This is a genomic window from Mucilaginibacter sp. P19 (assembly GCF_050632265.1).
Lineage (GTDB): Bacteria > Bacteroidota > Bacteroidia > Sphingobacteriales > Sphingobacteriaceae > Mucilaginibacter > Mucilaginibacter gossypii.
This window is the reverse complement of record NZ_CP192586.1, coordinates 4690863-4704858: the sequence shown is the minus strand read 5'-3', so window position 1 is coordinate 4704858 and position 13996 is coordinate 4690863. Positions and strand designations below refer to the sequence as shown.

Sequence of the window (13996 nt, the reverse complement as noted above, 5' to 3'; positions counted from 1 at the left end):
TTCAGTCTGCGGATAATTGCTGAAATGTTTACTTACCTTATCGAATTTATTTAATCCACCATTCCAGTTTCCCAGCCACAGGTTTTTTTATCATCCTCAACAATTGCATTTACCGACTTGCCTTTTATTGAAAATCGATCATTCTGATTGGGTTTATAACTAACAAAAGATCGCTTATTTGACACATATTGATTAAAACCATCATCCGTACCTATCCATATTGTTCCTTCTCTGTCGCAGAAGATCGAAAAAATCTTATTATTACTTACCGACTCTTTGATCTTATCGCTATGATAAAATCGTTCAAACTTCTCAGTATTGGGATCTAAAATGTTTAAGCCGTCCATGGTGCCAACCCATATCTTTCCGTTCTTGTCTTCGGCCAGCGCACTGATAAAATTTGAACTTATACTCGCAGTGTTTCCGGGAATATTCACTAAACTTTCAAAAGTGTAGCCGTCAAACTTACAAAGCCCGTTATCCGTCCCTATCCACATATACCCCCGGCTGTCTTTAAGTGCCACTGTTACATTTTCAGATGGCAGGCCATCATGAGTGGTATATGATTTTAATGCAAAATTCCTTGCATCGTTAGCTGGAAAAGTTACCGGAGCCTGCGCGTTCACAACACTGACATACAGAAGATTAATCAGAAAAAACAAGACAACTTTACGCATAAATCCGTTATCACTTTTAATTAGGCAAATACAACACTCCGTATCATCACTAACATTTTTTACACTATAAACCAGTTATCGCCGCTTGGCTTAGGCAGGCCATGCATTTAATATTGTACTTAATACACTTGTAACCTTCAACAATTCGGCAATGTAAAAACAGAGTTTGTTGGCTGTGCCACAAGTGCCTGCAAATAATTTTCTAATATCCAGGTATTAGATGTTCATTTGATGAATTTTCCTGTAAGGACCAATAGGCATCAAAAACTCATTTAATGCTCATTAAAATGATTCATCAATTCGCTTAACTTTTGGCAGAGCCTGTCATATAATGCTGGAATACTAAGTTTATAAGGCATCCAAATGTAAATAATTATTAATTGTATTTATAACAATAATTACGAACAAAAGGCATTCGTTGAATCGGCGGAAAGGCAAATTAAAAGCTGTGCTATTGTAATAAACCCTGATAAAATGCCACTTTATCCCCTGAATATTGAGGCTTTACCCCCTTTTCAATTCCTACTTTTTAAAAGAAATTTAGGACAACCATATAAACACGGATTTTCATCCTCCGACATTACGTATAGCCATTTTTAATGGCTAATTAATTACTGACGGTTACATGCCGCAGTGATTGACAGTTAATTATCGGCAGAAAATCTATTGTTCAAAACATCTGCCATGATAATATTTGATTTGAGCCCGAATATGCATTCGGTCAGTTCACTGCCGACCGATATAATTCCCTTCATATTAACGCTGGGAAGGGCCCCGCCGTAATTAAAAATTAAAACCGATTGATCAAAAGAGCTACTTATTTAACACCTGATATAAAATTATGAGAAAAAATTTAACTACCGGGGCATTATGCTGCCTGTTAGCCCTGGCCATGGGCTGTTCTAAAAACCCTATTCAAAAAGGCGCTGACCTATCAGGCCAGAAATTTGGAAAACAATCATTTGCCCTTTCAACTACCAATACAAACGGTTTCAGGGGTATAAACTGGGCCGACCCTAACGGAAACGAGGGAGATGGGAGGGTTGTATTGCCCAGTGGTATGACAACATCGCTTACCGCTACACAGGCTGCTACGTTGGCCACTAATATATCCAGTGCCGTTAAAACAAGCGGCGGCACCACCATCAGGATGCCGATAAACCCCTGGACTGCCTCAAGCTCAACTTATTGGCCGGTTTACCAGGCTGCAATTAACGCGGTTGTGGCAAACGGCTGTAAAGTAATACTTTGTTATTGGCCGGTTGGGGTACACCATGTACCTGATACTGCACAATGGCATACCATGTGGGCAACAGTAAATAATGTATATAAAAACAATACATCGGTATTATATGAACCTATCAACGAGCCGGTTGATTATTCAAGTACCGACCTGAACAACTTATATGCTGGTTTCTTAACCACTTACAGCCCGGCCGATGGAAAATGTATCCTTGATGGTACCGGGTATGCCGCCGACGTAACTGCAGTTGGTGCCGATTCAAGGTTAGCAAACCAGTATCTTGGACTGCATTGCTACTGGTGGTTCTGGGGCTCATACAATGTTTGGTCAAGCTACTATAATATCATGTCGGCCCGTACAGGTTCATACGCATCTCGTACTATAGTTACCGAGGTTGGTATTGAAACATTCAGGAACATGAGCTTCTGGTGGCAATGGGATACCGGCGTATATGTTGACCAGGCATTCCTGACCGGATCGCTTGCCTATGCCAAGGATAATTCAATGGGAACAATAGCATGGTCCGGAGTTAATGACATTGATACCTATCGCTGGTATACAGCAAATAATAACCTTACCGAGGTTAGCCCGGGTACTGCCAATATGTTCAGGTGGTCATGGAAACTTACTGCCTCACCTGTATGGATAGGGCCGGTAGCCGACGGGCGATATCAACTTCAAAACCGTGCATCGGGCCTTATGCTCGATAACCTGGGCAGTACAACCGATGGTGCAGCTGTAGCTCAATGGGCATCAGGAACAAGTAATAACCAAAAATGGAATATAAGCTACACTGCCGGTTATTATACTTTAAGTTGTGTTACCGGAAAAGAATGTCTTGATGTGGGTACTAATACCGCAGATGGATCAAATGTTTTACAATATGTAGTAGGCACGAGTACAAACCAACGTTGGTCGCTTGTTTCAACCGGAGATGGCTATTATAGGGTAATTAATCTTACCACAGGCAAATGCCTTGATACCGGAGGTTTAACTGCCAATGGATCAGCTGTACAGCAGTGGCCACAGGGTTCAAGTTATAACCAGCAATGGAAACTTATTGCTCAATAGAACATATTTAATTGCCAGGGTAAGCATTCCGCTTTAGTTTAGAAACACATTGTTGAAGGCCGTCTCAAGGACGGCCTTTTTACTTTTCAATCAATTCATAATTATAGAGATTCTAAATTCGTTAGGCTTTAAAAGCCGTTTCTTAAAATAATTTAAAAGCACATCCATCATATCTTAATGAGACTGTTTAAATTTTGTTTGAGAAGGTTTTACATAGAGCGGGATCACATTCGAAAGTCATTCCCTTTTAACCAGCCATACACTCTCCGATCTTTTACTAATAGGGCGTAGAATATTCAATAAGATACAAGATAGATGCATTATAAATGCATTTATAATGCGAAAACCCTCGATAGGTCGCCGTAACCGGCAGTCCTATCGAGGGTTGTAGTTAAAGAAGGGGGACAATCACATCATTTAATGACGTAATGTCCGGAAGCCCTAATAGCCCGGATTGTTAGGCAACAATTTTTTATTAATATCAATATCAGCTTGAGGAATCGGCCAAAGCCACCCCTTGCCAGCGTCAAATGTCCTGGTCTCTAACTTAACCTGGCTAAATTTCCAGGTAGATGGGCTTGCCGGGTTCTTTAGCAACGATTTGTCGTAACCATATACGTCATGAACAAGGGATTGATCTTTCCATCGTAACATATCTGCATATCGGGTGCCTTCCATAAAAAACTCTACCCTGCGTTCATGGCGCAAAACGGCACGTAATTGTGCCTGGCTTAAACCGGCTCCTTCCACACTTTCTACCGTTGGCATATTTACCCTTGCCCGAACCTGGTCAATGAGTCTATAGATTTCGGGTGCTGTACTTCCGGATTCAATCAAGGCTTCTGCACGGATCAGTAATACATCTGCATAACGCATCAGGATTGTATTTAAAGAGCAATTATTCGGGTCGGCAATACCAATTGCTGCGTATTTACGCGGACGGGCCCCTGACGGAACTACATCAGTGGCGGGGATGTAAGTAGTTGAACCCCACTGAGAGCCGGGCAACACCACTGAAGAAGCCAGTCTTGGGTCGCGATTAACATAAGGGTTTTGCGAATTGTATCCTGAAGCAGAGTTGGTTATCGGCAATCCATTGGTCATGTAATATGAATCGATCAGATCGGCGGTAACATTTGGTGTTGGCCAAACACTTAAAGATAAGGCAGATGAAGGCCAGGGCTGTGGCTGGGTGGTTGGGATATACTGAATATCAAAAATCACCTCACTGTTGTTCTCATGCGTTTCATCAAAAAGCAAGCTGTAATTTGGATATAAACTATAGGCTTTAAGATCGATAACATCCTGCGCAGCCTGTGCAGCATCGGCCCATTTTCCGTTGTACAAAAGCACTTTTGCTTTATAGGCCAGGGCAGCGCCCTTTGTTGCACGGCCCACGTCAGAACCCGAATAAGAGGTTGGCAGTGCCGCAGCCGCATCGGTAAGGTCAGTTACAACCTGGGTAAGTACAGTGGCTTTGGCTGTCCTGGAAACATAAGCGTCGGAAAGTGTTTGAACCTGAGTAACTAAAGGTACATCGCCGAAGTAAGCAATCAGATCAGCATAGGCATATCCACGTAAAAACTTTGCCTCTCCCGCCATCTGGCTTTTTACAGTGGCATCAATGCTTGCAGCAGCAACCTCCTTAAGGAACTCGTTGGCCCTTGAAATGATGGCGTAATCCTGCGTCCACTTAGCGTATGGGGCCCAACTGTTGGATGTTGTTTGCCATTCCCCCACTTCCTTCGAACCCTGCCACGCATCCTGGCAATAGGCATTATCCGATTCAAAATCAAACTGAAAAAATTGTGCCGGCGTTGCATTGGGCTGTAACGCATTGTAAATACCCACCAGGGCCATTTTTACCTGGGTTTCATTTTGGTAGAATGTTGATGGTGATAAGCGGTCATTTGGGGTCTTGTCCAACAGACCTTTCTTGCAGCTTGCAAGATTAATAACAGCTAATACGGTTAAGACTTTATATATACTTTTCATGATTTTATCATTTAGAAATTAACATTTACACCTGCAGTCATCACACGGACCTGAGGATACGCTTCGGCCCTTGTTTGGTCTGTAGTTTGTTCCGGGTCAAAGCCTTTGAATTTGGTAAACGTAAACGCGTTTTGCACATTGGCATAGATTCTCAAAGAGCTTAACCCGATCTTTTTAATAGCAGCCGGACTTAAGGTGTATCCTAATTCAATATTTTTTATCCTCAGATAGGATGCATTCTCTACATAAAAGGAAGAGTGAATATTGTTTCTAACCCCATCCAATGTAAGGCGCGGGTAAGTATTGGACGGATTTTGAGGCGTCCACCTGTTTAACCACCAGGTACCAAGGTTGGCAAAGCCGCTGAAAGGTGAAGCAATTTCATAATAGGTATAACCCTGCATGCCTTGTACGCCTTGTAAAAACGCCCCAAGGTCAAAACCTTTCCAGGCTACATTGAAGTTGAAAGCATACGTTACACTTGGAAACTGCTTCCCGATAACTTTACGGTCATGATTTTGGTCAACTATACCATCGCCATTAAGGTCGGCATATTTAATATCCCCCGGTTGTGCGTTGTAATCGCTTACTTTAACAACACCTGGTTTAAGTGTGTAAGTACGATTTGCGTAAGGGATGGACGCATCGCTATTGTTTTGCCATGTAAAGTCGGAAATTTGGTAGATACCAGTCATCTGGTATCCGTAGAACGAATTAATAGCGGAACCAACAACAATCGCCTTTGGAGATGTAAACTGCTGTGGCACGTTCATGGACAGGATATTGTTTACAATGTGCGAAACGTTCAAAGCTGTTCTTAATTTAATACCATTATCAAATGCCTTTTTATAGGAGATACCGAGCTCAAAGCCTTTGTTTTGTACTTCGCCTGCATTAGCCATTGGTGCCGACTGTGCGATTGTTAGTGGAATTGGCTGGGTCAACAGCAGGTTCTTAGTTCTTTTATCAAAATAATCTGCCGTAATCTCAATGTTATTATGAAGAGATATATCAAGGCCCAAATCCAATTGCTGAGCTGTTTCCCAGGTTAGGTCCTTGTTGGTCATCGCTGTAATAGCAACGCCAGAATAAAGTGTTCCGCCAAACGAGTAATTCTGACCAGAGCTCAGGATATCGCTGCCATTATAGTAATTGCTGATATTTTGATTACCTAAACGCCCCCAGGAAGCACGAACTTTCGCAAAATCAAGCCAGCTCAGGTTTTTCATAAAGCTTTCCTTCGATATTACCCACCCAGCTGAGAATGAAGGAAATGTACCCCACTGTTTGCCTTGTGCAAACCTGGAAGATCCGTCCCTCCTGATATTGGCTTCAAATAAATATTTTTCATCGAAAGCATAACTGAAACGGCCAAAGTATGAGCGAAGGCCAAGAGCATAGCTGCCGGCATTATTGGTCTGTGTAGCTGCATCGCCCAGGTTTAATACACGTTGTGTGTTGTTTACAAAATGTGCACGATAGCCGCTTTGCCAATCGTAGGTAAACTCCTCTTCACTGTAACCGCCTAATAAATTGAATGAATGATGGTTGATGGTTTTGTTATACTTTAGTAAACCTGTGAGTAACGAGTGACCGTCAATCTCGCTCGACGTAGTCAGATCGGAAGGTAATTGCGTAACCGTTCCGTTTTGATTTTGTAAGGTTACATTGGCATGAAAGGCATTGCCATTAGTGGAGATAACGTTATAACCGTAGGTAAGCTGCGCGCTTAAACCTGGCAGAATTTTATATTCAGCTTCGGCCTGTCCGCTAAAATTATAGCGTTTTGTAAGGTTTGTACTCCCTTCTTTAATTTCACCGTAATAGTTGCGTTCGCCGTTAACAGAAACCCAGTTGCCGTTGGCATCCTTAAGTGGATGTATTGGCGCTAAAGTTGCATACCATTCGGCGTTCCATAGGTCTGTCGGTTCATTTTTTATCCCCACGTTTCCAGATATATTGCCCGAAACACGGAGTTTTTTATCTTTTAGATGATAACTGTCAAGATTAAGGCGGAAGTCGGTTTTTTTATAATTGGTTGCAACCAATATACCGTCCTGATCCAAATGTCCCAGCATAAAGGAGTAGTTAACATTATCACTCCCCCCGTTGCGCTTACCCGGTGATTTTGCATGTAAGCGTTACCGTAGTATACGTCGAAATAATTGATATCGGGGTATAATGGGTTGTTATGCGCCGCATATTTTTGTATTATCGAGTCGGGATATGTAGGAGGCGCGCCACTATTTATATCAGCCTCGTTATGCAGTGTAGTATATTGAACCGAGTTTAGTACTTTAGGTAGCCTTGTCGGGCTCTGAATACCTGCATATCCGCTGTAATTAACACGGACTTTGCCTGCAGATCCTCGTTTAGTAGTAATTAAAATAACGCCGTTTGCAGCACGGTTACCGTAAATAGCCGATGATGCCGCGTCTTTAAGCACCGAAATTGATTGAACATCATTAGGGTTTACATCGCCGATTGCCCCGGGGAAACCGTCAACTAATACTAATGGGGAATTATCTCCAAAAGTTCCAACGCCGCGGATATCTATGACTGTATTATCATCTCCCGGTTTACCCGAACTTTGCAGTGCAAAAACACCGGAAACTGTACCTTGCAATGCCTGGCTGGTATTTGTTAAGGGTCTGCTTTCCAGGTCCTGCGTATTTACAATACCTACAGATCCTGTTAGGTTTTCTTTCTTCTGCGTTCCGTAACCTACTACCACCACATCATTTAGGGTTTTCATCGATGGTTTAAGCTTTATCGCAATATCAGTTTTACCGTTAACTGCAATTTCAACTTTCTCATAAGAAATATAAGTTACAACCAACACCGCATTTTCGGGCACATTGCTTAGTTGAAAGTTGCCTTTTACATCAGTTAGTGCACCTTTAACAGTACCTTTAATACTGATAGATACACCGACCAGCGGTTGACCATCGCCGGCATCGACAACAGATCCTTTTACCGTGATAGCCGCTTTATCAGAAGTTACATTGGCTATTACCTGCCTGCTGTTGTGCATTACTAAATTGGGGGTCGACGCGTTAGCACCAATTGGCAATATCAGCAATGCCAAAGCTTTAAATGTGGTGCGAAAACCCTGGGAATACAAATAATTTGAAATAAGTAATTTTCGTTTCATAATTGGGTTATTAATAATTTAGATTTTTGGGTATTGACAAAAGACAGTTATGTAAACGCTGTTGGCATGTCAGACACCAACAACCGAAAGGCATAATTTAAATGAAGCTTTCAGGGTTAACAATAAAGGACAATTGCCCGGGCAGTATTTATCCCGACATTTCTCGAGATCGTTTTCAGTTAAGATGCATGCGGCTTCTCTTTCCAGGGAGCATGCGCTGCGTTCGGTTTTTTTCATCATGGGTTTTAATTAACAGTATAATTGGTTGCACGAATAGTCATCTCTGAATGACCATTCGGGAGATGCAAAGTCTTTGAAAAACACAGAAAACAAAAGGGGCTAACCAGCAAAAAAGAGGGGACAAAAGGGGAGTTTTTAGTTGAAAAAGCACTTAGTGGATAAATCACAGCATATTGCTCGAGGGAGGCAATCATCTAATGAGAAAGCGTTTTGTAGCCCTTATAGTCTTCAATTGCCACCGGTTTCGCCATTCAGTTTGCATACCTGGCAACTGGGCAATGTAAGGCCAGCAGTTAAATGAACTGTACTTCCTGTAGCAATGATCGCGTTGAGTTACACTGTACCAGGGATTAAAGGCTTTGATTGGTGGCGCCAAGCTGAAAATAGCCAGTACATATAAAGCTAAAGCCAGGTCAGCATCAACTATGCGGACGGGCGGAAGATCGCGCCAAAGGGTACAATGGAAGCGTTGCCAGTGGAAGACGGCATCGTATCCCGTCTTGGAAGATCGATGGAGGACATACTATTACACAAAGTTATTCGGTAAATACCGCTGCTAATGCCATCAGGCTTTGGGTGATAAGTACTGCTATTACCGGGGCCTCACAAAGCTCGATTTATCCGACCGGAAGTCCTGCGGTGGGCATACAGGCGGTGCATTTGTTTCAGCAAAAAAGAAGTGATTAAAAATATACCTTTTACGTTATAAAGAACGTTAATGCCCTGAATAATACGATTGGGGGCGACCTGCGATACTCAGAAAATTGCCAACCTGTTGCCGGGAGTGAACCTCAGGCGGAAGGTTAAGCAGCACTCTGAAGTGACCTTTCTGAATGCAAATTCAGATTAGTGCCCAGCCCAGATTTCCTGAACCTCCTCCAACGATTTTCCTTTGGTTTCGGGAACCATTTTATACACAATCAGTAAAGAAAAAAGCAACACGCCGCAAAGAACCAGAAGGTGACCGCCGGCCCGATTGAATTTAAAAACATAGGGGTTAGCTGCCCTACGATTGTATCTGCCACCCACATGGTCATGATGCTTAAGCCTAAAGCCCGACCTCGGATCCTTGTTGGATAAATTTCGGATGCGATAACGAATTTTAACGGTCCTATCGAGAATGCGAAACAAGCTAAAAATAGGATGATGCTAACAACTAATGCAATGCCGGTTGTAGCACCTGTATAAAAGCAAACGCCGGTAAAAATAAGGCAAACTGTGGCACCTAAAGCACCAGCTATATATAAGGGCCTGCGCCCCATCTTATCAACTTTCCAAATAGCTATTAGCGTAAAAGCAAAGTTAGCAATGCCAAATATGATTTGGCTAAGCAGGGCATTGCTGATATTGATGCCTGCATCGCTCAATATTCTGGGGCCATAATAAATAACGGCGTTAATACCACTGAACTGAGAGAACAGCGGCAGTAGCAAGCCAATTAGGAATGGTTTACGCATAGCTGGTGCAAATATCTCGCGGTAGGTGCCTATGTCACGGCTTTGGGTGTTCTTTATCAGTGTTACGTCTTTTAGAGCCGTTGCATAGTCGGTTACTTTTGAGAGGACGGCAATGCCATCGTCGGTTTTTCCGTTTTGAATAAGCCAGCGTGGGCTTTCGGGTACAAAGCACAGGCCAACAAAAAACAGCAGGGCAGGGATGGCGCCCAGGCCAAGCATGCTGCGCCAAACTTCTTTAACCATCACCAGATCGATAATTGTACTTAAGCTATTGCTCTTATGGTGTAATGAAAAATTAAGTAAACCGGCATTGGTAAGGTAAGCTACAAGAATGCCAGCGGTGATAGCCAGTTGATAAAAAGTTACCAGGCGGCCGCGTATCCGTGCCGGGGCAATTTCTGATATGTACAGCGGTGCCACAATTGATGCTACGCCAACACCCATACCGCCCAGCATCCGGGCTAAGATAAGCAGGGTAAAGCCCGATGACAAGGCCGAACCCAGGGCAGAAAGTAAGAAAAGCACCGCCGATAACATCAGCATTTTTTTACGGCCTACCCGGTCGCTTAAGTCCCCCGAAAAAGCTACACCGATAATACACCCGATAAGTGCCGACGATACGAACCAGCCTTCGGTAGCGGCCGATAGCGCGAATTGGCTTTTTACAAACGGGAGCACACCCGAAATAACTGCCATATCAAAACCAAAAAGCAGGCCGCCTAAGGTAGCTATAAGGGTTACAGCGGTTAAAAACAGGGCGGAGGTTTTGGTTTCCGGCGATAGTTTTTGTTTCATGGCGCTTTTATTTTTCGATGCGTACAGTGATTATTCCTTTTGCCGAAATCTTAAAATTGTTATCAAGTGCGGCCACCTTTTCTTCGGTTAGATTGCTTTTCCAGACCTTTATCGTCGTTTTTGCTTTCGGAGTGATGCTCACTTCACTATCGCCGGTGCTCACTATCTGCGCAATAACGCCATTGCCATCATCGGCAGGTTTTAAGGATTCTACATAGATCTGCTTACCACCGATATTAAAAAACAGTTCTGTCATCCTGATTATCCGAAGCGGAAACTACTAATGGCTGATGATTATTAAGGCCAAACCGGTTGGCATCAAAACTATCGTATCCTAAGGCGTGTGAACGGAAGATATAACGGAAGGTGGCCGGCCCTTTTTCCTGCTCGGCGCGGAAATTGGTATGCCATAAGTTGTTCATTACCCACGAATAAATCTTTGGTGACTGTGCCGTGAATGTTAACCACTGCGGCGCGTGATGCAAACCACCAAGCAAATCGGCAGTTGTGATCTTGCCTATCTCAAACAAAGGCGCATCCGGACTTGACCAGGTAATACCGAACGCCGAGTTTGATACATCAACCCAGCGCTGCATGGTAAACCAATTTTTATTGGCGTTAGGGAGTTGGTCGGCTTCGGCAGCAGCACTTCCCCATGGAATACTATAACGTACCTGCGCACCTGGAACACTAAACGGAAACGCGAAGTGAACGCTCTCTTTAGAGCGAATACTTTCCTTATCAATGGTATTGATCAGCTCAATTTTATCAAGCCCGTTAACCAGCCTTATTTCGCGGGTCAAGCCATAGGCTCCGGGCGCTTTTGAGGTAACCAAAAGGCTCACCACCAATGGCCCATCTTCTTTAATGCTAATGATGGCGTCGGTACTTGTTTGTTGCCGCTGCAGCGAATCGCCGGGCATATAAATGTATTTGTTAAAGCCGGTGCTATCCACCAATACCTGTTTTTTGCCACCCTCGATCTTTACTAGTTTGCTTATATCGCCGGTTTTACTGTCAATTGTGACAGTGTAGATGCCGTTAGCCAAGCCGTTTAACGAAATGACAGCTTTGCTCTTTGCAAAAGCTTTACCACGGTTAATGGTGTAAGTTTTTTTACCAAACGCCGGTACCCCGGTGGCTACAAAAGCCAGCTCGCCCGAGCTTAAGCGTTGCGATGGGATTGCATTGCCTGTTGCATCCTTAACCAGGTCGCCCGCTTTGCTTAAACCGGCCGGTACATAAACAACATCGGTACGCGGCCATGACAGGGTGTTGTAAACGTCTACTTTATTTGCTGCTGCGGTTTTTATAGCCAATATCAAATTGCTGAGCGAATCGGTTTGTTTTTGGGCGCTTAGTGCATAGCCTTTTTTAATAGTCCACTCGCTTTTAACTTTTGCATCTTCGGGGTCATCAACGCTGTTATATGCGCCCCAGGTATGTTCATTGTAAAGCAGCAGGTTTTTCCAGGTGTCATCAAAATCATTAACAGGGTAGCCTGGTTTATTACGGATGGCCCAGAGGGCCGATGCCTGTTTCAGCTTATCAGATGTTTGGCGGCTGATGGCTGTTTCTTTCGCGGCTGACGACACGCCGTCCGTCCAGTACTCAGTATAATCGCCGGTGAAAGACGGGATTTTGTCTTGATATTGTTTCTCAAAATCCTGGAAAAATTGTTTTACCGAGGTGATCACCAGTTTGGGCGAGGCAAAATGCTCGTTCCAGCTTTTAACAGCATCGGGAAGTTCAGGATCGATAGGAGCATTATCGCTCATAGCCCAGGTTAACAACGACATGTTATACGGAAAGTTATTTTGTTCAAGGCCGCCGAGATATTGGAAAAGGTGCGGATTTAGAAAATTATCCGATGGGTGACCAGTATAAAAAGGTTTAGGATCGTCTATAGTAAAAAAATTAGGGATCCTGGTTCCTTTTAGCGCATAGCCTATCGAGTAAGGCTGGCATTGCCAGAACAGTAGTTTTTGTTTACCCGATGGGGAAATCCAATAGAATGGTTTATCCTGCCATTTGGCAAGGTTGCCTATCCTGTCGGATGCGTTTGGGCCTGATAAAAAATATTTGATCCCGGTTTGTTCACTTTGCGCAGCAAGGCCCCAACTGGCGCCCGGCACATCGCCCTGGAACATGGTATGGATCTCAACCTCATTCGCCTTAGCCAGTTTTTGAGATTTGGCGAACATTTGCATCAACTGGTAGGAGTCTGTCATGCTGGTGTTGATATTACCGTAAGCGCCATCCAAATTGATCCATCCTTTTTTCACCGCGTCCCAAAAGCGCTCTTTTTTAGCTTCACCTGCCGCTTTCAGGTAATTATCAACTACCCAAATGGCTTCTGTTGTCCATTTATAGTGGGCTTCCACTGGGTAATTGGCCGTTTTTTTAGCCAGATCAATAGCCTCATCAATATTATCCATGTGAAGCTTCAAAACCTTTGCCTGTGTGTTGGTGTAACCGATATCTACATGCGAGTGAGGGAGGATATACATGGTCCAGTTGTTACGGGCCGGTTCAACAATGCAGCGGGCCATATAGGTTTGCCCGCCGGAATTTAAGGTAACAGTAACCTGTGCTGCCGAAGTTATTGGCGAGCCGGGAAGCGGAAGCTCAAATACATCAGTACCCTCTTTACTGGCCGGTATTATAACATGATCGGTTATGCCATTGAAGGAAACGGTGACCTCTGTGGCTGCGAAGCTTTTACCTTCATGAAATAGTAGCCGGGCCATTCTGCGGGACTGTCCCTGGTAATTGATATAGGCTATTGTTGGTTGCAGGGTGATTCCATTAAAATGCTTACCACCTGTTTGCGCCATTGCTGATGTGCATATGAAAATGAATGCCGACAGGATGGAAAAAATCTTATTCATAACTTAGAAGGTTTTAAGAGGATGCGTTTTTGAGTTTGATTAAGCAGAAATATTAACAACATTCGTCTTTAACAAAAGCTTTGATAACCTTAGCCCTTGTTTTGCCCGTATTTTTAAGTGTATAGCTTTTAACCGCGGCCGGAATAATAAAGGTTTCGGCATAATGAATAACCTGTTCACGGCCGTTAGTGATCACCGCAATGCTTTCGCCCTCAACCAGGCTCAATACATGGCATTGGTTATTGGTATCTTCAGTTATCTCGGTATCAAACTCAAAGCGCTCAATGGCGTAAAAGTGTTCAGGATGAGTTGATAGGTTAATGATTTCCCAGTCATGGCCTTTTTTTAAGGTGGTTTGTTTGGAGATGAGGGTTTCCGTCACTACATCACCTTTCCTTTCGAAATTGAGGTTTTCAAAGGCCCGGTCGATATTCAGCGTTCGTGGATTTCCACTTAAATCGGGGCGGAGCCAG

Annotated in this window: 7 protein-coding genes and 1 pseudogene; 1 reads left to right on the top strand and 7 read right to left on the bottom strand. The window is 43.6% G+C overall.

Annotated elements, in window-relative coordinates; translation table 11 throughout:
• Window positions 1-50: 50 nt before the first annotated feature.
• Window positions 51-677, bottom strand: a complete 627-nt coding sequence (locus ACQ86K_RS22775; protein WP_431198854.1) for a ligand-binding sensor domain-containing protein — start codon at window positions 675-677, stop codon at window positions 51-53.
• Between the two features lie 841 nt (window positions 678-1518).
• On the opposite strand from ACQ86K_RS22775, the gene ACQ86K_RS22770 reads away from it, so the two are divergent.
• Window positions 1519-2991: an RICIN domain-containing protein gene (locus tag ACQ86K_RS22770; protein WP_091170008.1), complete on the top strand. Its 1473-nt coding sequence runs from the start codon at window positions 1519-1521 to the stop codon at window positions 2989-2991.
• 441 nt (window positions 2992-3432) lie between these two features.
• On the opposite strand, the gene ACQ86K_RS22765 is transcribed toward ACQ86K_RS22770, so the two are convergent.
• The 6 genes and pseudogenes from ACQ86K_RS22765 to ACQ86K_RS22740 form a co-directional block, all read right to left on the bottom strand.
• Entirely contained in the window at window positions 3433-4986 is a 1554-nt protein-coding gene (locus ACQ86K_RS22765; RefSeq protein WP_091170006.1) for a RagB/SusD family nutrient uptake outer membrane protein, read from the bottom strand.
• An 11-nt stretch (window positions 4987-4997) separates the two neighbouring features.
• Complete coding sequence (locus tag ACQ86K_RS22760) at window positions 4998-7064, bottom strand: SusC/RagA family TonB-linked outer membrane protein (RefSeq protein ID WP_431198853.1); 2067 nt, start codon at window positions 7062-7064, stop codon at window positions 4998-5000.
• Complete coding sequence (locus ACQ86K_RS22755) at window positions 6974-8140, bottom strand: TonB-dependent receptor plug domain-containing protein (protein ID WP_431198852.1); 1167 nt, start codon at window positions 8138-8140, stop codon at window positions 6974-6976. The genes ACQ86K_RS22760 and ACQ86K_RS22755 overlap by 91 nt, the downstream gene beginning before the upstream one ends.
• A gap of 1086 nt (window positions 8141-9226) precedes the next feature.
• Window positions 9227-10632, bottom strand: a pseudogene (locus ACQ86K_RS22750) (sugar porter family MFS transporter).
• Window positions 10633-10639: 7 nt separating this feature from the next.
• Window positions 10640-10888, bottom strand: coding sequence for a hypothetical protein (locus tag ACQ86K_RS22745; RefSeq protein ID WP_431198851.1), 249 nt, complete (start codon window positions 10886-10888; stop codon window positions 10640-10642).
• Complete coding sequence (locus ACQ86K_RS22740; protein ID WP_431198850.1) at window positions 10869-13523, bottom strand: glycoside hydrolase family 38 C-terminal domain-containing protein; 2655 nt, start codon at window positions 13521-13523, stop codon at window positions 10869-10871. Before ACQ86K_RS22740 ends, ACQ86K_RS22745 begins: the two co-directional genes overlap by 20 nt.
• Between the last annotated feature and the right edge of the window lie 473 nt (window positions 13524-13996).